Annotated in this window: 20 protein-coding genes, 1 pseudogene and 2 other annotated features; of the genes and pseudogenes, 7 read left to right on the forward strand and 14 right to left on the reverse strand. The window is 48.7% G+C overall.

What is annotated here, in order from left to right:
- From AZ66_RS30625 to AZ66_RS14525, 6 genes are all read right to left on the reverse strand, one after another.
- The coding region (locus AZ66_RS30625; protein ID WP_044355496.1) for an HMGL-like domain protein at positions 1 to 125 on the reverse strand (125 nt) is incomplete at its 3' end.
- Positions 126 to 270: 145 nt separating this feature from the next.
- Positions 271 to 550 (reverse strand) — a binding site (T-box leader).
- A gap of 61 nt (positions 551 to 611) precedes the next feature.
- Positions 612 to 896 (reverse strand) — a binding site (T-box leader).
- Between the two features lie 73 nt (positions 897 to 969).
- On the reverse strand, positions 970 to 2,010 hold the full coding sequence (tsaD, locus tag AZ66_RS14505) for a tRNA (adenosine(37)-N6)-threonylcarbamoyltransferase complex transferase subunit TsaD (RefSeq protein WP_044355509.1): 1,041 nt from the start codon (positions 2,008 to 2,010) through the stop codon (positions 970 to 972).
- Between the two features lie 69 nt (positions 2,011 to 2,079).
- Positions 2,080 to 2,529 carry a ribosomal protein S18-alanine N-acetyltransferase gene (gene rimI / locus AZ66_RS14510; protein WP_044355510.1) on the reverse strand — a complete coding sequence of 150 codons (450 nt, stop codon included), beginning with the start codon at positions 2,527 to 2,529 and terminating at the stop codon, positions 2,080 to 2,082.
- A 138-nt stretch (positions 2,530 to 2,667) separates the two neighbouring features.
- Positions 2,668 to 3,549, reverse strand: a complete 882-nt coding sequence (tsaB, locus tag AZ66_RS14515; protein WP_044355497.1) for a tRNA (adenosine(37)-N6)-threonylcarbamoyltransferase complex dimerization subunit type 1 TsaB — start codon at positions 3,547 to 3,549, stop codon at positions 2,668 to 2,670.
- 3 nt (positions 3,550 to 3,552) lie between these two features.
- The gene (gene tsaE, locus AZ66_RS14520) at positions 3,553 to 4,032 is read right to left on the reverse strand and encodes a tRNA (adenosine(37)-N6)-threonylcarbamoyltransferase complex ATPase subunit type 1 TsaE (RefSeq protein ID WP_044355499.1); all 480 of its coding nucleotides are present in this window, start codon (positions 4,030 to 4,032) and stop codon (positions 3,553 to 3,555) included.
- A gap of 296 nt (positions 4,033 to 4,328) precedes the next feature.
- Positions 4,329 to 4,520 carry an H-type small acid-soluble spore protein gene (locus AZ66_RS14525; protein ID WP_028531648.1) on the reverse strand — a complete coding sequence of 64 codons (192 nt, stop codon included), beginning with the start codon at positions 4,518 to 4,520 and terminating at the stop codon, positions 4,329 to 4,331.
- A 216-nt stretch (positions 4,521 to 4,736) separates the two neighbouring features.
- Here AZ66_RS14525 and ku point away from each other — a divergent pair, with 216 nt between their 5' ends.
- The 3 genes from ku (at position 4,737) to ligD (ending at position 7,935) form a co-directional block, all read left to right on the forward strand.
- Positions 4,737 to 5,840 (forward strand): non-homologous end joining protein Ku, encoded by a 1,104-nt coding sequence (ku, locus tag AZ66_RS14530; protein WP_044355500.1) that lies wholly within the window; start codon positions 4,737 to 4,739, stop codon positions 5,838 to 5,840.
- On the forward strand, positions 5,840 to 6,886 hold the full coding sequence (locus AZ66_RS14535; protein ID WP_082061590.1) for an ATP-dependent DNA ligase: 1,047 nt from the start codon (positions 5,840 to 5,842) through the stop codon (positions 6,884 to 6,886). Before ku ends, AZ66_RS14535 begins: the two co-directional genes overlap by 1 nt.
- A 104-nt stretch (positions 6,887 to 6,990) precedes the next feature.
- A complete protein-coding gene (ligD, locus tag AZ66_RS14540; protein ID WP_425311542.1) occupies positions 6,991 to 7,935 on the forward strand; it encodes a non-homologous end-joining DNA ligase in 945 nt (314 codons plus the stop codon).
- Here ligD and cls read toward each other — a convergent pair.
- Positions 7,918 to 9,346: pseudogene (cls, locus tag AZ66_RS14545) on the reverse strand (cardiolipin synthase). The gene ligD and the pseudogene cls overlap by 18 nt on opposite strands.
- 184 nt (positions 9,347 to 9,530) lie before the next feature.
- Between cls and AZ66_RS14550 the strand changes: the two are divergent.
- From AZ66_RS14550 to AZ66_RS14560, 4 genes are all read left to right on the forward strand, one after another.
- Positions 9,531 to 11,135: a peptidoglycan D,D-transpeptidase FtsI family protein gene (locus AZ66_RS14550; protein ID WP_052648524.1), complete on the forward strand. Its 1,605-nt coding sequence runs from the start codon at positions 9,531 to 9,533 to the stop codon at positions 11,133 to 11,135.
- Positions 11,129 to 11,737: a PASTA domain-containing protein gene (locus tag AZ66_RS33340; RefSeq protein ID WP_331436906.1), complete on the forward strand. Its 609-nt coding sequence runs from the start codon at positions 11,129 to 11,131 to the stop codon at positions 11,735 to 11,737. Before AZ66_RS14550 ends, AZ66_RS33340 begins: the two co-directional genes overlap by 7 nt.
- Before the next feature lie 148 nt (positions 11,738 to 11,885).
- Positions 11,886 to 13,004, forward strand: a complete 1,119-nt coding sequence (locus AZ66_RS14555; protein WP_044355501.1) for a M23 family metallopeptidase — start codon at positions 11,886 to 11,888, stop codon at positions 13,002 to 13,004.
- A 39-nt stretch (positions 13,005 to 13,043) separates the two neighbouring features.
- On the forward strand, positions 13,044 to 13,484 hold the full coding sequence (locus AZ66_RS14560) for a bactofilin family protein (RefSeq protein WP_044355502.1): 441 nt from the start codon (positions 13,044 to 13,046) through the stop codon (positions 13,482 to 13,484).
- A 35-nt stretch (positions 13,485 to 13,519) separates the two neighbouring features.
- On the opposite strand, the gene AZ66_RS14565 is transcribed toward AZ66_RS14560, so the two are convergent.
- The 7 genes from AZ66_RS14565 to AZ66_RS14590 all read right to left on the reverse strand — a co-directional run bounded on the left by AZ66_RS14565 (position 13,520) and on the right by AZ66_RS14590 (position 21,410).
- A complete protein-coding gene (locus AZ66_RS14565; RefSeq protein WP_044355504.1) occupies positions 13,520 to 14,524 on the reverse strand; it encodes an LCP family glycopolymer transferase in 1,005 nt (334 codons plus the stop codon).
- A 145-nt stretch (positions 14,525 to 14,669) separates the two neighbouring features.
- A complete protein-coding gene (rfbD, locus tag AZ66_RS14570; protein ID WP_021259464.1) occupies positions 14,670 to 15,539 on the reverse strand; it encodes a dTDP-4-dehydrorhamnose reductase in 870 nt (289 codons plus the stop codon).
- A complete protein-coding gene (gene rfbC / locus AZ66_RS14575) occupies positions 15,536 to 16,126 on the reverse strand; it encodes a dTDP-4-dehydrorhamnose 3,5-epimerase (protein ID WP_044355505.1) in 591 nt (196 codons plus the stop codon). Before rfbC ends, rfbD begins: the two co-directional genes overlap by 4 nt.
- Before the next feature lie 162 nt (positions 16,127 to 16,288).
- A complete protein-coding gene (locus AZ66_RS14580; RefSeq protein ID WP_044355506.1) occupies positions 16,289 to 16,759 on the reverse strand; it encodes a hypothetical protein in 471 nt (156 codons plus the stop codon).
- On the reverse strand, positions 16,749 to 16,907 hold the full coding sequence (locus AZ66_RS31420) for a hypothetical protein (protein WP_156159972.1): 159 nt from the start codon (positions 16,905 to 16,907) through the stop codon (positions 16,749 to 16,751). The genes AZ66_RS14580 and AZ66_RS31420 overlap by 11 nt, the downstream gene beginning before the upstream one ends.
- Position 16,908: 1 nt before the next feature.
- Positions 16,909 to 18,279: a lipopolysaccharide biosynthesis protein gene (locus AZ66_RS14585; protein WP_044355507.1), complete on the reverse strand. Its 1,371-nt coding sequence runs from the start codon at positions 18,277 to 18,279 to the stop codon at positions 16,909 to 16,911.
- A 26-nt stretch (positions 18,280 to 18,305) separates the two neighbouring features.
- Complete coding sequence (locus AZ66_RS14590) at positions 18,306 to 21,410, reverse strand: heparinase II/III domain-containing protein (protein ID WP_044355508.1); 3,105 nt, start codon at positions 21,408 to 21,410, stop codon at positions 18,306 to 18,308.
- Positions 21,411 to 21,459: the final 49 nt, after the last annotated feature.

Raw genomic sequence — 21,459 nt, forward strand, 5'->3', positions numbered from 1 at the left:
AATGCAGCGAGTCTTCCCGCCAGCTCCAGCTTCTGATCTAACGTGAGAGCTGCACCTGGTGCTTGCTCTCCATCCCGCAGCGTAGTATCGAAAATTCGAATGATATTGCTATTGTTCGTTGACATAGAAAGTCCTCCTTCATATGGAAAGCTATAGGTAATCAGCATAGAAACTCGTTATTCATCTTCAAACAGAAATTATTGTTCTGTCGTCCAGAGACATATTACAAAAGGGGAAATGAATACAAAAAAAACCTGTCGTCTCCACGTATCAGGAGACGACAGGTTGTATGCCGCGGTACCACTCCGATTGAAGGCCATATAAGATGCAGGCAGCAGCCAGCTCCTATTCGAGACCTTCCTCTCATGCCTGATAACGGCAGGTACCGTAACCGCTTATCGAATATAATCGGAATATCGTCATATCCAATCATGCTCGTTCAGCTGTTCCACTCCCAGGCGAGTTCAGACTTTACTGTCACTGCGTCGCATCACCCCGCAGCTTGCTGTGAGACAGTTCAACTCTTACTACTCCTGTTCGTTGTGTATGAATACTATGTTATTGTCGTGTCGTTCGATTAAGTTGGGAGACAATAAAAAACCTGTCGCCTCGTTAGAGACGACAGGTGATCTGCCGTGGTACCACTCTAGTTGATGAACTCCATCTTCGCGATAGATGAAGCCTCATCCGCTTCATGCACATGTCGATACACACAGGCCACAGCCTAGAAATATATCGTCATGTACGCCCGATGACGGGGGCTTCCGTATCTGCGTACTTCATTCCGCCGATCCGCTCACAGGCGAGTTCAGGCTTGCTGCCACTGCGTTGCACCATCCCGCAGCTCTCTTCATTTGAACAGCAATTTCCCTACTACTCCTGATCTTAGCGTTATACCGTATTTCCCATTCCATGGAAGGATTTAGGTTTGATGATTATTATATTGCCCTCATCTGAAATCGTCAATACCTAATTATCGATGCTTGAAAGAAGCTGCATTCTGCACGGATTACACGGACCACGCTCTAAGGAGAACGATGGCTCTGCCTTGAAGTCAAGCGGCGTAGACTGACCATGCTGCCACTTCAAATAAGCAGCTGCTCCGATCATTGCCGCATTGTCCGTACAATATTCGAATGGCGGGATGAGCAGCGGAATCCCCCCAGCAGCACAGCGTTCTGCCAATGCGGCCCGCAGGCCCCGGTTGGCGGCAACCCCTCCGCACAGCAGAAGCTGCTTCGCACCGTATTGTTGAACAGCCCGCATCGCTTTGCCAATCAGCACGTCGATGACAGAGAGCTGGAATCCACGGGCAATTCCTGCGTAATTCGGCTCGTCCCCCTTCATCTTCGCCTGGTTGACCGCATTCAGCACGGCAGATTTCAATCCACTGAAGCTGAAGTCGTACGATTCAGGATCAAGCCAAGCTCGGGGCATCTCGACCTCCTCGGTTGATTCAACTGCCAGCCGGTCGATATGCGGACCTCCCGGATATGGGAAGCCGACTGCCCGTGCTACCTTGTCATAAGCCTCGCCTACTGCGTCGTCTCTTGTACGCCCGATTACCTGGAATTTTCCTTCTTCCTCCAAGAGCACAAGTTCTGTATGACCACCAGACACTACGAGTGCCATGCATGGGTACTCAATCTCTTCCACTAGTCGATTCGCATAAATATGACCAGCAATATGATGAGTTCCAATGAGCGGAATATCAAGTGCCATAGACAGTGATTTGGCTGCGACAACGCCAACAAGCAGCGATCCGACTAGACCCGGTCCTTGTGTTACCGCAATTGCATCTACATCTGCCATCGTAACGTCTGCTTCCTGAAGCGCCTGCTCCAGCATCACCGTAATCGTCTCGACATGCTTGCGAGAGGCAATCTCCGGAACAACTCCGCCGAAGCGGCGATGAACGTCGATTTGACTGGACACCATATTGGACAGCACCTCTCGTCCATTACGAACGATAGCTACGGAGGTCTCATCGCAGCTCGTTTCAATAGACATAATGAGGCAAGAATTATCTTTAATAGATTGGTTCGTCAATGATTTCACCTGCTTTAATCAGTTAGCCCCTTAGGGTCTTGCATAGGGAGCCGTAGGATCCAAGTCTGACCACATAATAAGCGCATCTTCTTGGTTATCAGAGTAATAGCCTTTGCGCACGCCTTGCGAAGTGAAGCCGAACTTGGCATACAATCGCTGTGCGACATGATTCGAAACACGCACCTCAAGTGTCATTCGCAGCATTTCAAGTGAGTGCGCCAGCTGAACTAGCTCTTGCAACAGCATTTCGCCGAGCCGCTGTCCTCGATAATCTGGATGTACAGCAATATTCGTAATATGCGCCTCATCCAGGACAGTCCACATTCCTGCATAACCGATAATACGCTCACCCGCTGTCATCACGATATATTTCGCAAATAAATTGTTCGTCATCTCATTACGGAAAGCATCTTGTGTCCATGGCAACGTAAATGAAGCATGCTCAACCGCGAGCACACCCGAGATATCATCAATCGTCATACGGCGAAATTGAACATGTTGAGCTTGTTTGAGCTGAGAAGAGTGGTTAACATTCGCCTCGTCCTGACCAGCATGTCGCGGCTGTGACACAATTCCAGCCTTCTGTTCTTCAGCTTGTCCCATTCGAAGTACGCTCCTTTACGATTGTTGTACAGCCTTGGCTGCCGCCTGCTCCTTCGCAAGCAGCTTCGATTCCGCTTCCGTCAATTGTGTGTAATTCGGCTCCAGTCGGTGTGTGTCACCAATCTCACCTTGATGGAAGGCCTTGCTTCCAATTCGGCCGATCCAATGGGCCTTCATCATACAAGGAACCGCATGTATCCGATCTCCGAATTGTTCTTGAAGTGCTGCAATTCGTTCCACATGCGGCTCAGTCTCTCCGACGAACCATACACGTTCGGGCATATCAGCCGGCACTATATCAGTGGATCGCAATACGTGAGCCACCTCTTCAGCCACCTGACTGAACAATCGAATTCCATCCTCTTGCACGCGATATCCGAGTTGTGCATTCCATTCCGGTTCTTGTCTAGAAGTCTTATCTTCTACTTCGACAGCGCCTGTATCTGTTCCTGTGCGGAACCGAGCCGTATATACTTGGCCTCTCCGAGCGTCCACTAACGGATAAACCCAGTCTCTGCCTATCTTTAGGGCCTCATCTAGGACTTTTCCCTCGTGAACAGCTTCTAGTCCGCTTAGCGCTAATGCATGCAAGCTTGACACGCCTACAACCGGCTTACCCCATGCCCAGGCCATGGTCTTCGCAGCTGTAACGGAAATTCGTACTCCTGTATAAGAGCCTGGTCCAATCCCCACTGCAAGGAGAGAAAGATCGCTCCCCTCCCAATCCAGACCCTTCAGCATGGATTGCATCGCTGGGACCAGCTTCAAGGAGTGATTGCGTTCTGCCTGCGATTCAAGCTGAGCTGCTGTTCTCCTATCTTGAAGAAGCGCTAGAGCCATAGTAGAAGTAGAGGTATCTAACGCTAACACCTTGACTTGCTCATGTTGTACTGCCATGATTCATACTCCCATCCGTTTCAATTCATTCACCCATGACACGTACGGCTCCCCGTATCCAGTCAATCGAATGATGCGTTCTGTCTCTCCCTCATTCTGAATGAACAAGTGCAAATGCTGCGGAGGCAAGATCGGGGTAATAATGCTGGACCATTCCACCAAGGACACGCCTTCTCCATAGAAGTACTCGTCCAGCCCCAGCTCGTCCGCTTCCGCCATCGATATCCGATATACGTCCATATGATATAAAGGCAATGTATCGCCTTCGTATTCCTTAATAATCGTAAAGGTTGGGCTGTTCACGACACCCGTAATGCCCAGTGCCTTCGCTACAGCCTGTGAGAACCTCGTCTTGCCTGCGCCTAAGTCCCCATCAAGCGCGATTACAGTTCCCGCATGGAACCGTTCAGCTAGCCGGGAAGCCAGTCGTTCCGTATCCGCTTCGCTGCTTGAGCGGAAGGCAAATTCCGCAATTTGATTCATATTTGTCCTCCATCACGATACGTATAGTAACTAAGTTATCATTATAGCATAAATTCTACATCTCCAAACCGAGATCTGCCCTAGAAACATGCGAAGTCATCGTACAAATGTACCATTAGGAAATTGATTGCTAAGACTCTACATTCAATCCATGACACACTCCCATCACCATCCAAAAACATCTTCACCTGACAAAAAGAAAGGCTTAACATCAAATGTCCAATATACAAAAAGACACCTGCATGCCGCAGGCGCCTTCTCCCATCTCTTGATACCATCATTCCTTATAAGAGGAATTAATGCTTCTTCTCCTCAACGAGGCGGTCTACCGCTACCGTCTGCGTGTTCAATGGGCTCGTACCCACTTGAACGGTCGCCATACTATTCGCTACATCCACGCTTTCAATCCACACGGACTGTTCCCCATCCAAGCGAACGGGCACCGTATCCTTCATCTCCAATATTTGCTTCGCACGGTTGGCATCCATCATCTTGTCCCATCCTCCTTCATTTTCCACGCCGCATGCGGCACATCCTGCCTGCAGCCACCTTCTGTTAAGATGGCTCAGCGCTTCCTATTTCATGCATGCTTCAGAATGGGTAACCCCTGTGCATCTGTCACATACTGAGATCAGGCAATCATTTTGCATTTGTCATGCTTACTAATGTGATCATCAAGTATCGATAAGCAAAGGAGGCACAGCATGCATACGGTTTGGAAAGGCGCCATAAGCTTCGGCCTTGTACACGTCCCTGTCAAAATGCATACCGCAACCGAGGATAAGGATATATCCATGCGTATGATTCATAAAGAGTGCGGAAGCCCGTTATCCTACGTTCGATCCTGTCCGGTATGCGACAAAGAGTTAGCCTGGGACGAGATCATCAAGGGATATGAGTATGAGAAAGGGCGTTTCGTCTTATTCGACAAAGAGGAATTGGAGCAGCTGCAAGAAGAGGCCAACCGTGCTATCTCCATCATTGATTTTGTCGACTTGCAGGAAATCGATCCAATTTATTACCAGAAAACGTATTACCTCTCCCCAGACCAAGCTGGGGCGAATGCGTACCAACTTCTGAGGGAAGCCCTCAATGAGACTGGCAAAATTGGAATTGCTAAGGTTACCCTTCGTGCTAAGAGCAGTCTTGCTGCAATACGTGTGTTGAACAATTGCCTTGTAATGGAGACGATGCACTACCCCGACGAGATCCGGGCTTCGACTCAAGTTCCGAATGTTCCGGAACAGGTACAGGTGAACCCCAAAGAACTCGAGATGGCCAAGCTGCTTATTAGCCAATTATCAACCTCCTTCGAACCTGAAAAATATACGGACGAGTACCGAGCACGCTTGTTGGAACGTATCGAACAAAAAATTGCAGGACAAGAGATTCGTACCGCTCCAGCTGCTCAGCCTACCGCTAATGTCGTTGATTTGATGGCTGCATTGCAGGCCAGCATTGAGGCAATGAAATCACCTGCACCGATTAGCACGGATACAGGCGTAAGCCAGTCGGTAACAGCAAGCAATGCAACAGCTACAGAAGGTGCATCGACCCGGAAACGAAGAACAACAAAACGAAAATCAGAAACGGTAGCACAGGAAACAAGTACCGTGCAGACCGATGCAAATGCAGCTGTGAACGATTCAACTTTGTCCGATGAAGCTCCTCGAAGCAGGCGCAAGGCTCGCAGCACTTCCACACGTGTTCCGGCTAAGCAAGCAGCTAGCGGAGAAGCTGCAGAACCAGCCACTCCTGCACGTCGACGCAAAAGTACTAAGAAATCGAAGGAAGGCTTGAGCTCATAATGAGAGAGAATGGGCCGCGTGATCTGACTGCAACGTCGATTGCCAATTCTAACGTTCCCTCACAATCAGGCTTACTTTCTATACGTTCTAATCAAGGTATAACTCAGACGAAGGAATCTCTTTCTGATGCGTATCAATTGCCTGTGCCTCCCATGTCCCCGCTGCTGTCTTCCCATATCCCGACAGGAGCAGGCTGGACGCATCAACTGAAGTGGGATGGGGTACGCATATTAGCTTTATGCTCTCCTGGGGGCGTACAGCTGTACTCGAAGAAATTGCTTAACAAGACCAGCATCTATTCAGAAGTTACCAGGATGCTCAATCAATGGGCGAGAACGCTTCAGCACCCTGTGCTCTTGGATGGAGAAGTTGTTGTAATGGATCCTAAGACGCTGCGCCCGTCATTCCCGCTTGTACTTCAGCGGGAGCGAACAAGATCGCAAGGAGCAGGTGAAGCGTTACAAGCCATCTACGTACTCTTCGACCTGCTCGCATGCAATGGGAAGGATATCCGAGCATGTCCCTACTCTGAGCGATATGAACGCCTTATTAGCCTGCCAATACCATCAACAGAACGTTGCTTCGTAACGGATTGCTTCGATGATGGCGACGCCTTATGGCAGTGGGTCGACGAGCGTGGGTGGGAAGGAATCGTCAGTAAGCGATTGGATTCGCCCTATGTAGAAGGGAAACAGCATCGAGATTGGATAAAGAAGAAGAAGGATATGCAGCTTGAATCTTTCGCAATTGGCTATGTGCGTAAGGACAATCGTCCTTCAAGCATTGTCTTGGCGGATTCTACAGGGCAATATATGGGCAAGGCCTCTATCGGATTGGACGAGCTCCGCAGACAACTGCTTACGGCATGGGCAATCAAGCATCCGGCTGACCGTCCAACAACACACGGGCTGCCCGCTTCCTTATCGAAGGAGCAGATTATCTGGTATCGACATCCTATCCCTTGTCTCATCGGTGCTCTAGAATACACAGACGCTGGCTTGCTTCGCCATCCGCGCATCTTAACGCTGCCATTACTTAATACCTGAAATTCCAAAACATTTTCAAACACGGTACCTGATAAATTCGACTATAGCGCATTGAAGAGTGGCCATAGAGCGGACATCATCAATGTGCGTGAAGGAGGTTTCATATATTGGGAACTTCGAAGGGGACTAGCAGCCAGGCACAGACTTCTTCCGCGACATTGAACATCGGCGGGAATCATGTGCAGATTACCAATCCTGACAAGATGCTGTTCCCTGAAATGGGGATTACAAAAGGACGGTTCATGCAGGAGCTTGTACGGCTTAGTCCTTATCTGCTGCCTGCATGTGAAGGAAGATACTTAACGACAATACGTTATCCAGATGGCGTGAGCGGGAAATTCTTCTATCAGAAAAATGCCCCTGAGCCCACTCCGCCTTATGTTCAAACGGCTGTATCGGAGGGCATTTCTTATGTGGTGCTCAATGACATTACGACACTGCTCTGGCTTGGAAATCTGGCATGCATCGAATACCACCCCTCCCTGCATAAGGTTCATGACCCGCTTCCGACGGAGTGGATTATTGACCTTGATCCGTCTGTCGAGGAGGAGCCTCGGATCATGGAGGCAGCTGCGCTCGTGGGCGATATGCTTAAGCAGTTGGGGCTTCGCTCCGTGCCGAAGACCTCCGGTGCAACTGGCGTACAGATTGTAATCCCCATCGAGCAAGGTCCTTCCTTCACTCAGTTAAAAGAACTGGGACATGTGGTTGCGGCTTACTTATGCGAACGTCACCCGAAGCTGTTCACGATTGAGCGATTCAAAAAAAATCGCGGCACTAAGATTTATATCGATTACATGCAGCATGACAAAGGACGTACCATCGCAGCTCCCTATACTCCGCGAGCAACGCGATATGCATCCGTATCCATGCCGCTTACTTGGGATGAAGTCAGACGGAATCCGATGCCTCGGGATTTCCATCTGCTTAATGCCGCTGACCGCCTGCAGCTGACAGGCGATCTCATTCAACTTGAGCCAAAGCAGCACATTGAGCCGGTATTGGAAGCACTATCGAGCCACATTGCTGCGTTACAGAAGCGGCGATAGCAGCCGAGCCAACGCCTCGGCTGCCCGTTGCCCGCGGGAGCGATGAACAAATTTCGCATAATCAATTTCAACACTGTCATCAAAATCCTTATAGAAATCCTGCTCCAATCGTTCAATCGCCTGCTTGTCGAACAACACCGCATTGATCTCAAAATTACTAAAAAAACTGCGCATATCCAAATTCGCAGTTCCGACTGAACCCAGCGCGTTATCCATAATGAACGCTTTTGCATGGGCGAAGCCTTTCTGATATTGGTAGAAGCGAACCCCGGACTGCATGAGTTCCTCCACATAGGATAAAGAGCCCCAATCTACGATGCGTGAATCCGACTTGCCCGGAATAATAACCCGCACATCAATTCCACTTACCGCTGCCGTCTTCAATGCAAGCCGAATGCTTAAATCAGGGATGAAATAAGGCGTTATTATCCACATTCGTTCCTGCGCCGAGCTTAATGCTCCGAAGAACAGCTCTTGAATGGCATCCCAGCTTGCGTCTGGACCGCTTGAAATCATCTTCACCTGCTCGCATCCTTGACAGGCATGCTCAGGAAATAGATCCTGCCGATCATTCGGCGGCTCCTTCACAAAGGACCAGTCGTGCAGAAAGACGGCCTGAAGTGCGTATACACCATCCCCTTCTACCCGCAAATGTGTATCTCTCCAAAAACCCCAGCTTGTGGTTCAACCCTAAATAATCGTCGCCGATATTAATACCGCCAACAAATCCAATCGTCCCGTCAATCACGACAATCTTGCGATGGTTCCGGTAGTTGAGCCTGCGTCGAAAGAAAGATACCCACACAGGAAGGAACCAATGGAATTCCACGCCTGCCTGCTGGAGCTTGCGCACATATTTGCGCCGCAGCTCGATGCTTCCTACCCCATCCGCAATGATGCGCACCTTGACGCCTTCCTTCGCCTTCGCAATCAGTGCTTCTTGAAACATCGTTCCAATACCATCATCTCGAATAATATAAAATTCCATATGTATATGACGCTTCGCCCCGCGGATAGCATCCAGCATCGATTCAAACGCAGCCTGTCCATTCGTTAATACCTCAGTCGAATTGCAGCTTGTTATCGGGCTGGGTGACAAAGTAGAAATTAAAGAAAACAAACGTTCATGCTTAAGCATATCGCTGTTGTTCAATTCCTCAACTTGATCAATAATACTCAACTTGGACAGCTCGCTTTTATTAACGTATTCTCCCCACAATTCATGCTTGCGCACGCGTCTACGAGCCGTATATTCCTGAGCCAGAAAGTAATACATAACAAAGCCAATGAGAGGAAAGCAGAACAGAATCAATAACCAGGCAACTGCTTTAGACGGATGCTTGTATTCTGAGAGCACAATCGTCACGATTTGGAAGAAGTACACAAGCAATATTACGATGACCCATATCATGAATTCGTGCAACCTCCGTAATGTGACGTCTTCTATTTATACCATATCCCTAACCATTCCAGATCATTTGATGGTCACACGAACAGTCCTTCGTTTTTTCCATTGTATCCTCTTGTACAATAACCACACTCCATGTACAGTAAATATTACCACCCCAACACTTCCCATGGAGGATCATTCGATCATGAACCGCAGAATTCGATTGCGCGTATTTGCACTAGGTATGATCATGGTATTTGTTTTTCTCGTCTTAATCATACGCACGTTCTGGATTCAAGTCATCAGTTATGATTTCTACATGGAACACAATATAAAGACCTGGGCGCGCAGCGAGGTTCTTCTGGCCAAAAGAGGCACGATATATGATCGAAACCAGAAGCCGCTTGCTCTCGAAGCCTCAGCATATAATCTGGTGGTTTTCCCGCAGGAGATCGAGCAACTGAAGCAGCAAAGTCGAGTTGCCGAGGGGCTTCATCAAATAACGGGCAAACCTCTTCCCGAGCTCAATGATCTCATTAGCCGAACGAAGCAGCGCCAAGTCGAAGTGCGCACAGAAGGCTGGCTCATGGACTATTCGAAGCTCGATGAATTCCGCACCCTCTTCGGCAAAGAATTGGATTACGGAGAGTGGCTGTACTTCCCTGATTATGGGGTTGGATTAATGAAGTCCTCCAAGCGTTATTACCCCTATAATCAATTAGCCGCTCACGTACTCGGATATATCAATAAAGAAGGACAAGCTGTATCCGGCATTGAAGGCAAATTCAATGAACAGCTGCAAGGCGTTAATGGCAGGGCAGCATTTCTGAGGGATAATCGCGGCAACCCCATTGCACTGGCAAGCCGTTCGACAACACCGCCAATTGACGGCAAGTCCGTATCGCTTACGATTGATATCGAAGTTCAGCGGTTCGTAGACGAGGCCATGACTCGTGTCATGAAGCAATGGCAGCCTGCCAGAGCCATGGCCGTTGTTATGGATCCGCATTCGATGGAAGTGCTAGCTATGTCCTCGAAACCGGATTTCAACCCGAACCGATACTGGGATATATCGAATATTGGCGCTTTGACGAACGATACCTTACATTTCGGATACGAGCCTGGATCAACGTTCAAGATCGTTACGCTTGCAGCTGCAATTGAGGAGAACGTATTCCGACCGGACGATACATTTGTCTCTGGCTCGATCAAGGTTCCCGGCAACATTATTCACGATGTGAAGAAAGATGGCTGGGGAACGATCAGCTATCAGCAGGGATTGGAGAAGTCAAGTAATGTCGCCTTCGTCAAACTAGGCTTGGAGAAGCTTGGTAAGGAGAAGCTGTACAACTATATTGACCGCTTCGGATTTACATATCCAACAGGCATCGAACTAAGTGGAGAGGCAGAGCCTCTTATTCGATTTGAGCGTCCTTCCGAGATTGCAACCGCGACATTCGGGCAAGGTAGTGTACGCGTAAATACACTCCAGCTTGCTGCCGCTTATGCCAGCATCGCGAACGGTGGGAGATGGATGCAGACGAGCATCCTGAAGGATGACTCCACTCCCAACGCTCAGACTGAACGTCAGGTCGTCTCCCCTGCCACTGCCAAAGAGGTCACGGAGCGCTTAGAGCAAGTTATCCTAAAAGGTACAGGCAAACCCGCTATCATTGATGGCTATCGGGTGGCCGGCAAGACCGGAACTGCACAGAAACCAGCCAAACGAGGCTATAAAAAGGAAATTGGCTTATTTCATTTGTTGGCTACGCACCTGCCGATAACCCGAAGGCTGTCGTCGCGATTGTAGTGGATGAGCCCGATCTTGGGGGTGACTTCACCCTGGGTGGTCAGGTCGCTATGCCCGCCTTCCGCTCGATCATGCTCAGTACGCTTCAATATATGGGGATTAAGCCCGATCCAAGTCTACTCCCTACTAACGATGAAGGTTCTGAACCACCGGTAAAGTACAACAGCACAGTGGAAGCGAAGAATACAGCCGTCGTAGGAAATTATAAATCAAAACCGGTAAAGGAATCCGTGCAGGCTATCAAAGATAGACGCATGCACGCCGTTGTGCTTGGAAAAGGTACGCAAGTGCTTGAACAATATCCGCAGCAGGGTGAAGAGCTGTATGAACAGCAGCCAGTCTATTTACTAACAAGCAAGGAGAAGGACATTCCCCTCCCTTCGCTTGCCGGATTGTCGCTGCGAGATGCACTTACCATCTGTCAGTTGCTTGATCGCAAAGCCACCATCATCGGGGAAGGGTATGTCGTCAAGCAAGAAGAAAGTACGACCGGAGAACAACGATCTGTAACACTCTATTTGCAAGCCGGAAGCTATCGAAATCCACAACAAGGCTCTACTTCTTCTGAAACTTTGGCGCCAACCAAGACAGAGAACAAGTGACGCGTCCACGAAAAAAGGTATGTTTTGAGGAATCGTTGAATAGAGATCAATAGACAACTTTCTTACGAGCATACGAATCGTGCGCGAGCAGCAAGCTAACCCGGGAAGGGAGAATGCTTGATGACGCGTCTAAAGTTGAGGTGATAGGATGAAACGGCATTGGTGGAATGGATCGATGACACTGCTTGTCATTCGTGATGCAGATCAAGCAGTGAAGCAGGTCAGTGTATCGAAAATGCTAGTTGTCTCCGTCCCGATTGCGGCAGTCATATCGATATCCGGACTTTTCCTGGCTATGCAGTGGAAATCTACCGCACATATTCAAGAGCTTCAGGGACAAGTGACTTCCCAGACTATGGCCTTGGACGTCACCGTTAAGGACAAAGACGAGGCCATTCGCCTTCTGAAAAATGAAGTCATTCGCTTGTCTTCCCAAGCAGAATCCGTCAAAGATCAATTGGAGCAGATGAGTTCCCTGGAGAAGCAGCTTCAGCAGTTCGTCGAAGGATACATCGCTCCTTCGGATGCATCCAAACATTCAGCTATGCTATCCGCCCCCTCACAATCCTCTGGTTGGAATGAACGCATTCAGGTTGGCGGCGAAGACATCGAGGCAAGCACGGATCAAATTCTGAATTTGGCAAACCGCTCTCGCATCGATCTCAAGCAAGTAAGTGACATGTTGAATACGATGCAGCGTTCTGTTCCGACTACCTTGAAGCAAGCACAGAACAGACAATCGACGATCGCAGGAACGCCGTCCATCTGGCCGACGAAGTCACGCCGCATCACATCCAGCTTCGGCTATCGCCAAGATCCAATGCATGGCCGAGCCGCCTTCCATGCGGGACTCGACATCGGCGGCGAGCTGGGCGACCCCGTCTATGCCGCAGCTGACGGCAAGGTCATTGAGGCCGGATTTCAGCCAGCTCGCGGCAACTATATCGTCATCCGCCATGTCAATCAACTGGACACCTGGTATATGCATCTACAGTCGATCCTCATCGACGTAAATGACACAGTGGCGAAAGGCGACCGTATTGCCAAGCTTGGGAATACGGGACGAAGTACAGGACCGCATCTTCATTTTCAAATTGTACAGCGCGGCGAACCGATCGATCCGTTTCCTTATGTACGCAACGCTCTGTATGAGACTACAAGTTCCAAGAAATCTATTCCCACTCCTCTTATTCGCACCAGACGTTCAAGCGAACCATTGACGTCTCTCAGCACTCGTGCCGACTCGTATCCGATTTATCAATCCTAGCTTCGTCATCCCGATCCATTTCAAGGAGGTTATGCGAGCATGCTCCGTCGCTCATCACAACAACCGAAGCACAGTGACACGTATATCGCACCTGGGACTCAATTAGAAGGCGTTATCCGCTGCGAGGCAAACATCCGCATTGACGGCAAGTTCACAGGAGAAGTGACTTGCAGTGGCACGATTACAATTGGGGAACATGGAGAAGCACACTCTACCCTTACCGCCAATCATATTATTGTAGCAGGCAGCGTAGTTGGCGATATTCACGCAAGCGGTAAATTAGTAATTTCCTCAACGGGGCAAGTCTGCGGCAATTGTCTATCGGAAGTGCTGTTAATCCAGGAAGGCGGATTGTTGAATGGAACAAGCCTCATGGAACGTTCATCCGAAGCTAGCTCATCCAAGAAAGGCGGCAAGGGGAACCGACAAGAGGCAGGCAATGCATCTAGTCATAAAGAAAGCGAGAAGCAAGCGGGATAACCGCTTGCTTCTCTTTCTATTATGTATTCTTATGCTTACCCCTTCAATTGGTTGCGTATCGACTCAGTTATTTTCTGCAATTGTTCTTCATCAGGGAGGAAGTAGTAGATCCCATTGATCATCTTCCCCTTCCCCTGCAGCACCTGCTGCTCCACTTTCGTCAATTGTGGCCGATAATGAAGCATCAGCTGCTTCCAATCGTCAAATTGCAGGTTTGTACGGATATTCTCCTTTACCTGTGCGAGTAAATCCATCCAATGTCCTGCAGAGTCAAGTTGGGCTGACTTGTTCAGTATCGCCTGCAGCACTTGGCGCTGTCGCTGCATGCGGCCAAAGTCGCCATCTGGATCCTGCTTGCGCATCCGAACATATACGAGAGCTTCTCTCCCTTGCAATGCCACCTTGCCCTTCGGGAAAGATATACCGTCGTCCAAGAACGCTAAGCGATTCTCTACTTCTATGCCGTTCAGTGCGTCTATCATCGATACAAACCCATTCATATTCGTCTTTACATAATAGTGAACAGGCACCTTAAAGAGCTGCTCCACCGTGGCAACTGTCATTGGAACACCGCCAAATGCATAGGCATGATTGATTTTATCAACCGTATGGTGGCCTACGATTGACGTCCTCGTATCACGAGGAATGCTGAGCAAGGACAAGGTACTACTCTGCGGGTGAACCAGAACCAGGGCTAGCGAATCAGATCTCCCCTTATCGCCAGGCCGCTCATCCGTTCCGATCAGGAGCAGCGTGAAGGGGCTCTGCTCGGATAAATTCGGCAGACCCATAGCTGCCTGTGTCGATGCTGGCACTGTCTCGTTCCTATCTCGCAAAGCATGCTTCGTCGAATCAGATGTCGGCTGCTCCAGTAATTGCCCTCTCGTTCCTTCCGGGAGCGGTTCATACATCGCATCAGCCGTTCCCTTCAACGTATTCCATACGATAAGAAGAACGGTAGATACAATTAATATCATAGCTCCCAGTAAGATAAGAACGACCTTGTGCCATCTTCGCAATGAGTTCCTTCGTACTATCAAACAATCTCCCCTCCCCTTGCTCCCCTCCTATTCACCTTGATCGTTCGTGCAAATTTGAACCGGACGGCCAGATCGCGCAAGCAAACAACGAATAACGAGATCCATCTTACACTTGGGCGATCTACCCTTTCACCCTATTACCACTCTATTTCTCGGGAGGAGCATCCTTCTGCAAGAAATGCCGTATTGCCTCATTCCAATGTCGAAGCAGCGGGAAGTCATTAAGCCTCAACGCTAGTGGCTCCAACACTGAATATTCTGGTCTGCGAGCAGGCCTTGGAAAATGAGAGGTGGGCACCGCGCGTACGATCGTAGACAAGCCTGCCTCCTTGATAATTGCTGTAGCGAATTCATGCCACGAGCAGCTTCCGCTGTTCGTAATATGATAGGTTCCATATTTGCTAGTGTAGAGCAATTCGACTATCTTCTCCGCCAAATCAAGCGTATACGTAGGCGACCCAACTTGGTCATTAACGACTTGCAGCACTTGTTCCGTCTGTGCCTTCCTTAGAATCGCTTTGACGAAGTTGTCCCCATACAAGCCGAAAACCCAAGAGGTGCGTACAATAAATGCAGCAGGATGATGATTTCGTACAAATCTCTCGCCTTCCCACTTCGAACGCCCATAGATATTGATGGGACGAACAGAATGGAACTCATTGTATGGGCAGTCACTCTTTCCATCAAATACATAATCCGTGCTGATATATACAAGTGCTGCACCAATACGGTTAGCCGCTTCGGCCACGTTGCGCGTCCCGAAGCTGTTAATTCGATACGCTGTGTCAGAATCCGACTCAGCCAAGTCTACCTTCGTATACGCCCCAGCGTGGATAACATGTGTAGGGCGCTCCTTCTCCATCACCGTCCGCACTCGCTCCGCATCCGCCACATCCATATCTTGATGTCCGTAGCCAACTGCCGATATGCCATGGCGATGCAGCACAATCAGCATCTCCATTCCAAGTTGTCCACCTGCTCCTGTAACCAGCACCTTCATCTCTTCCTTGTTCACTCGGCAGCACCATCCTTATTGCAAAAATTGGGGGCTGCCTTCCAAGTAGGAAGCTCGGCATCTTCTAACATCGGATGCTTGGCATCCTTCTCGGACAAGATGGGCTTGCTTACAGGCCAGTCAATATGAAGCGCTGGATCGTTCCATGCAATCCCTCGGTCGGATGCCGCATGATAGGGAGCATCCACCTTATATAGAACCTCTGTATTCGGAACGAGCGTGCAGAATCCATGTGCAAAGCCTTTCGGGACGAGAAGCTGCCGATGATTTGATGCGCTTAAGATAGCACCAACCCATTGTCCAAACGTCGAAGAGCCTTTGCGAATATCGACCGCAACATCATAGACGGCCCCGCATGCAACCCGTACCAGCTTCGTCTGCGCATAAGGATCCAACTGATAATGAAGACCTCGCAGTGTGCCAGCACACACGGATAAGGAATGGTTATCCTGCATGAACGGATAATCTAAACCAAGCTCTTCCCACTTATGTGCGTGATAGCTCTCCATAAAAAATCCGCGTTCATCCTCGAACACAGTCGGCTCGAGAAGAAGTACTTCGGGTAATCTTGTCTGACTGACCTTCATCCTGACAACTCCCTTTTCGAGAGATAATTCGTGACTGATTGAAGAGGCTTTTCGCCCACTCATTACTATTCTATGCCGTTCGCCCTCTTATTGACATTCAATGTGGGGAAAATGCAACATATATCCATCAATCACATATTCGGGATGATTCCAGTTCTACGGTCAGCCGAACCATTGGACCTGCGCCAAAGCAGGATCGGGGTTATACAAAAAACATTGATTATACGTATTCATCATTTTGGAATAATGCGGACATGCCTTCGTAAGTTGAATGTTTAGTCGTGAGGTAAGCATTGCTTTCTGCTGAGGGGTTAATATAAATTTGACGGTGTATTGATATTCAACATGTTCTTGTTCATGCTTCCGTTCTTTGCACACAACGTTTCCGCGAATGGACATACGGTCGTTGTCAAAATCACATGTAAATGCTAATGAATAATGGTTCGATATTGGCAAGCTCAAATGAGTAATCATCGTTAAGCAGTTCGGGCTAAGCCCGACAAGCATAACTTCACAGCTTCGCGCGTGATGAACAGGCTCCTGATGCACGCGATCTATTGTCATCAGAACTGGAACCGGCTTGGGCAAGATAATGAATAGTTGCGACGGATACGCAGACCAATTATTCGTCATGATATTCCTCTTGTACAATCTGAACAACAGAATGACTCGCAGCACATTCCCACCTTGCACGCATAATGCCTAATTGCAACATGATGTCCGTAATATCAACCGTTCGTTTTTCTGTCAAGGACTCTCTTTCAAGCTGCTCAACTGTCATGTCATCCCTCAATCCTATCACCTCGTTCATTCACTGTCGTATCGGTTCCACCTGTTGCAGCGGAATTCATCCACTCTTCCTTTCGCTTCCTTATGCCAATAGCGCTCATTCGATAAATAATCAAATAGAATACGCCCAATATCACGGCTTGCAAGATGGCAGCCGCCAGCGGGGACAATTGCAGCCATACGACAATTAGCAAACCTAGCGCCAATGACAGAAAACGAGTAACCGTCCACCAAAAATTCCAATGCTGCAGGCGAAGGGATTCTAAAATGACGGATACCGGAGAAAACAAAATATTAACACCGTACAATAGCGCGTAGACCGGCACATATTTGGCAGCAGGCTCCCAAGCAGTACCAAACAGCCATACAAATAACGGAGGGCCAACAACCGCGATTACAAGAATAGGTACTACTCCAATTCGACATAGCTTGCGAAACGTATCCCGGAATAGTTGCTCGAGCATCTGCGGATTCTCGCGTGCATGCTTCATCGATTCCGCGTAGAACACTTGCGAGATAGACATGCTCAGCAGCAGTATCGGCCCTCCCAGCACCTTATCAACGAGAGCGATAGAGCCCGCTTCCTTCAACCCGTAATACCCCGCCATGAAGAGCGGCAGCATTTGGAGTGTCATCGAGGTGAATACTCCTGATCCAGTCACATACAGCGCAATTTTGCGATATCGGCTGGCCATCTTCTTCATAATGCTCCAATTCGCTTGACGGGCCCATTGGCCTGGACGGAATTGCTTATGAAATAACGTGTACAGTGTTCCCGTTCCTGCTACACGTCCAAATACTTCGCCCAATACGAGCCCGACTCTGCCCAATCCGACGAACGGAGCAGCCAACTGGATAAGGATTCCCCCCATCCCCTGCACCCATTTCGTTCTGGCTAGCGGTCCATAGCTTCTCGTTCGGAGCGCCCAATAATTTAACGTATTATAGAGGCCGTAACCGAAGAAGGATATAGGAAGCAGGTACACGATCATTCCAATTCTGAACGAATCAGTTATCATCGGCGCAAACAAAATAATCGCTGCCAAGAACACACCGGTGAGAAGAACGAGAAGCAAAAAACAAAAAGTTACGATATAGGGGATATGCTCTTCGTCCTCCTCCATCGGTATCGCTCGTTCAAACCCCAAGCTTCCGAACAAAACAGAAATCGCCAGTATAGACATATAAACAGCCAGCTCACCGTATTGCTCAGGTGTATACAAATGTGCCAAGAGGGGGGATAGAATAATCCCTATTCCTTGGGCGGCAGCCGTTCCGCTAAGCATAATAATAACGTTCTTAACAAAGGATCCCTGGCCGGTGAGCACGCGCCAGCGCTTGATCGCAGTATGGATAATATTCATTCTCGTAACCTTCCTTTGTCATTCCGCTAAAATTGGCGTACTTGCGATAAAGGGATAACAAACGACTGTCCTGCCTGAATATCGTAGATGAATCTATCGCCGATCTGTTGTTGAATAAAGGTCGTATTGCCAAGACTGACGACCACATGACTGCCTTCCTGCTTGATTACACTCTTAATCGTATAAGCCGCATTCCGTACAGCTGCAGAGTTCGATGAAGTCACCGAATGATTGTCAACATACACCGTAGCACCAACTAGTTTCTTCACATCGAACGATGCCATATTTTCAAATTTGAGTTCCAAACGATTATCAAGGCTCCACCCTGTTGTAAATCCAGCAACTTTCCCTACTAAGCGCTCTGCTTCCGATTTGAGCTCCTGCTTGCTGCCATCGTTCTGCAGCCACGTTCCATCGTGTGCATACTGAACCTTCGCACCCTTAGACGACATACTTGTCAGTCCAAAAAAGCCCTTGAATGACAGTCCGTTCTCCAATCGGTATTCCCGATTCGATTCCAGACTGCAAATAATCGTATCTTTCCGACCATTTTGGAGGGCAACCTCAATGGCCATCGCTTCCCATTCAGGAACAGCCGCGCCTTCATGGGTTACGCTAAGCCTTCGAATTGTTTTGATCGTTCGTTCCTTCGCGAATGGCTCCAGAATCGAAGTGAACAAGCTCTCCCCGCCAGGACGCCGTGTTAATAAATAATCGAGTCGCCGAGGATTCCCCGGCTTATTCTGGGGTGGATCTCCCTGGGCAACTGCTGCATCTGTATACGAACCAAGCATCGTAACCCGCAAATTCGGCTTCACCTGTGCGCGGTTATATGACACAGACTTCGCCGACTTCCACTCTGCATAAAACTGGCCGATCGGATCCTTGTCCTTACGGACATTGTACAAATAGTTATATCCGCTCTTGCTCTGCTCCGAATAGGCGGGATCTGCAAGAGGAATCTGTTCGCCAGCATACGTGCCTGACTTCTGCTCCACTAATTTCAGCCCACCTGTCTCGACCGTTCCTTCCATGCCGTGAAAGCTTGACACTTGTTCACCCGCCCCCTTGACGCGGAAGAAATCAACGGCATAGGCAAGCCGATCATCAATGGGAATAAGAGCGAACGTCCTTCGATATACGTCAGCCCCCTCGTACGCATAGGGCGCCTCCACATCGATTAATTTGGCGTATTTGCCATCATCATAATGACGTGGAATGCCAACCCATGAATTTGGCTGCTGTCCTTCCTTATTGAACACAACTGTATTATGCGATATGGTGTTCGATTCCCAGCGTCTGCGCAAAATGTTATCGTCAGCGAAGGTCACGTAACCTAGATCCGGGGCCATATCTAGACCGAACCCATATAACCCGATATTCAGCGCATCCCGATGAGCGTGGGATGTACCATTTCGCCCATAGTACAGCCAAGCCTCAATGTCCCCATGCCTCAAAGCTGTGTATCCATATCCCGTTAAATTGATACTTTTGAACTTATAGCTGCCCTGAGATTGTACGACTTTCCGGAACTGAGCAAGCAGTGCTTCCATCTTCGGTTGAAACAAATCATTTGTAATCCCTTCCGTTCGGTTTCCATTCAATAGAAATGCTGCCTGGGCAAATAAAGGATCGCGATATTTAACAAATGCCCTCCATACCAAGTCCCGCTTCGCCCAAATATTATCTTTGCCTATCGAGCCGGAATCCCCGATATTGGGTGTGTCCTTGCCTTGCATCACAAGATCAAGAAAGGCATAGAACATCTTCTTCACCTTCGGATGCTTATATAAATCCGCGCTTGGGACGCGCTCATAGCTGTCCAAAATATCCGCCAAACTGTTCATTCGTTCCAACCAGGTCACATTGTATTCAGGTGAAGCTTCATCACCATAGCCATCGCGATCAATACGATTCGCCAGAACGTCATAGACGCCCCCGCCACTTATTCTCCATCCGCCGCCCGCTACACGCTCCAACTGCCCTGACTGCAGTGCGAATTGAATCCACTCCGCAGATTCAGGAAGCTGATCCAAGGTAATAGCCGCTAGTGCAATCACATTCTGATGAGATCCGAAGTTGCCTGAGATTTGCGCTTTCTTGACAGCAGGCACAATTTGACGAATGATACGATTCTCAAAGTTTTGCTTTATACTGTCGGCTGTTCCCTTCGATGAGGGAAGGCTGTAACGAGCGGCTTTCTTTTGCAAAAAGGACAAGTATGGAGCAGTCTTCTTCTGGAGTACGGGTAAAAAGGCATCGTAACTGAGGAGCAGCTGCTCCGTCAGTGTAACTTCAGCAATTGATCCCAATACTTTTCCCTGTCCCGTCCCGCCGTGCGCATTTTTGAACCCATCCTCCCACCGATATACGGAGACGTCCATATCAGGATACACATCGGCTACACGATCTAATAGAATCAGGCCGCCATAAGCGTACTTCTCACTTCCCGTATATAAGTAGGCTTCACGCAGCGAACGCAATGCATCAGTTAACCACTGATTCCATACCCAATGATTGTAGAACGCGATGAACGTAAACTTGTTGCCTTTTTCATCAACATACCCACTGCCGTCATCGACGCCAAATGCCGTGCCTTTGTCCGGATACAGCCTATTCACTAAATATTTGCGGTCAGCGCGTTTCGGATCAAATCCTCCCTTATCATCTAATCCGCTCCGGTAGTATGAAGCAAAATCATTCGTTGGGAACATCATTCCATTCGATTTATCCTTTACTTTCCACGGCTGCGCCACAGGATCAATTTCGTAGCTTTGACGGTCATCACGAGGGCCCTTCTGACCACCTATCACACTTCCCAACTCTTCATTCACATCATAGCTTCTCGGCAAGGCCTGCGTGGTAATCATCGACCATAGCTCTTCGTAGCTCAAATCTATATATTTTTGCGCCCTTCTTATGCTTGCATCCCTTTCATCCCGCGCCCATTTATACATTTTCACATTGTCCTGAACAGCTTGGCGTTTTTCTGCTGTATAGTAATTGCTCCTGGCCTGACCTGCTGCATGCGGACTGTTCATAAGCACGAAATCGATACAAAAATATAGTACAACAATAATGAAAGAAACAATAATTAACTTCCATTTCCAATCAATTCTATAAGTTGTCATATATGTAATCTCCTTGCTCATATATCGTGACATTTGCTGTCATCACTTT

The sequence above is a fragment of the Paenibacillus sp. E194 genome, assembly GCF_000935845.1.
GTDB lineage: Bacteria > Bacillota > Bacilli > Paenibacillales > Paenibacillaceae > Paenibacillus_B > Paenibacillus_B alvei_B.

Bases quoted from the DNA above. Each gene is read 5' to 3' on its own strand.
- AZ66_RS14550 (WP_052648524.1), top strand. From the start codon at position 9,531: ATGAACCGCAGAATTCGATTGCGCGTATTTGCACTAGGTATGATCATG.
- AZ66_RS14525 (WP_028531648.1), bottom strand. From the start codon at position 4,520: ATGGATGCCAACCGTGCGAAGCAAATATTGGAGATGAAGGATACGGTG.
- AZ66_RS14555 (WP_044355501.1), top strand. From the start codon at position 11,886: ATGAAACGGCATTGGTGGAATGGATCGATGACACTGCTTGTCATTCGT.
- AZ66_RS14560 (WP_044355502.1), top strand. From the start codon at position 13,044: ATGCTCCGTCGCTCATCACAACAACCGAAGCACAGTGACACGTATATC.
- rimI (WP_044355510.1), bottom strand. From the start codon at position 2,529: ATGACGATTGATGATATCTCGGGTGTGCTCGCGGTTGAGCATGCTTCA.
- ku (WP_044355500.1), top strand. From the start codon at position 4,737: ATGCATACGGTTTGGAAAGGCGCCATAAGCTTCGGCCTTGTACACGTC.
- AZ66_RS14590 (WP_044355508.1), bottom strand. From the start codon at position 21,410: ATGACAACTTATAGAATTGATTGGAAATGGAAGTTAATTATTGTTTCT.
- AZ66_RS14535 (WP_082061590.1), top strand. From the start codon at position 5,840: ATGAGAGAGAATGGGCCGCGTGATCTGACTGCAACGTCGATTGCCAAT.
- tsaD (WP_044355509.1), bottom strand. From the start codon at position 2,010: ATGTCTATTGAAACGAGCTGCGATGAGACCTCCGTAGCTATCGTTCGT.
- tsaB (WP_044355497.1), bottom strand. From the start codon at position 3,549: ATGGCAGTACAACATGAGCAAGTCAAGGTGTTAGCGTTAGATACCTCT.
- AZ66_RS14580 (WP_044355506.1), bottom strand. From the start codon at position 16,759: ATGACGAATAATTGGTCTGCGTATCCGTCGCAACTATTCATTATCTTG.
- rfbC (WP_044355505.1), bottom strand. From the start codon at position 16,126: ATGAAGGTCAGTCAGACAAGATTACCCGAAGTACTTCTTCTCGAGCCG.
- tsaE (WP_044355499.1), bottom strand. From the start codon at position 4,032: ATGAATCAAATTGCGGAATTTGCCTTCCGCTCAAGCAGCGAAGCGGAT.
- AZ66_RS31420 (WP_156159972.1), bottom strand. From the start codon at position 16,907: ATGACAGTTGAGCAGCTTGAAAGAGAGTCCTTGACAGAAAAACGAACG.
- AZ66_RS14585 (WP_044355507.1), bottom strand. From the start codon at position 18,279: ATGAATATTATCCATACTGCGATCAAGCGCTGGCGCGTGCTCACCGGC.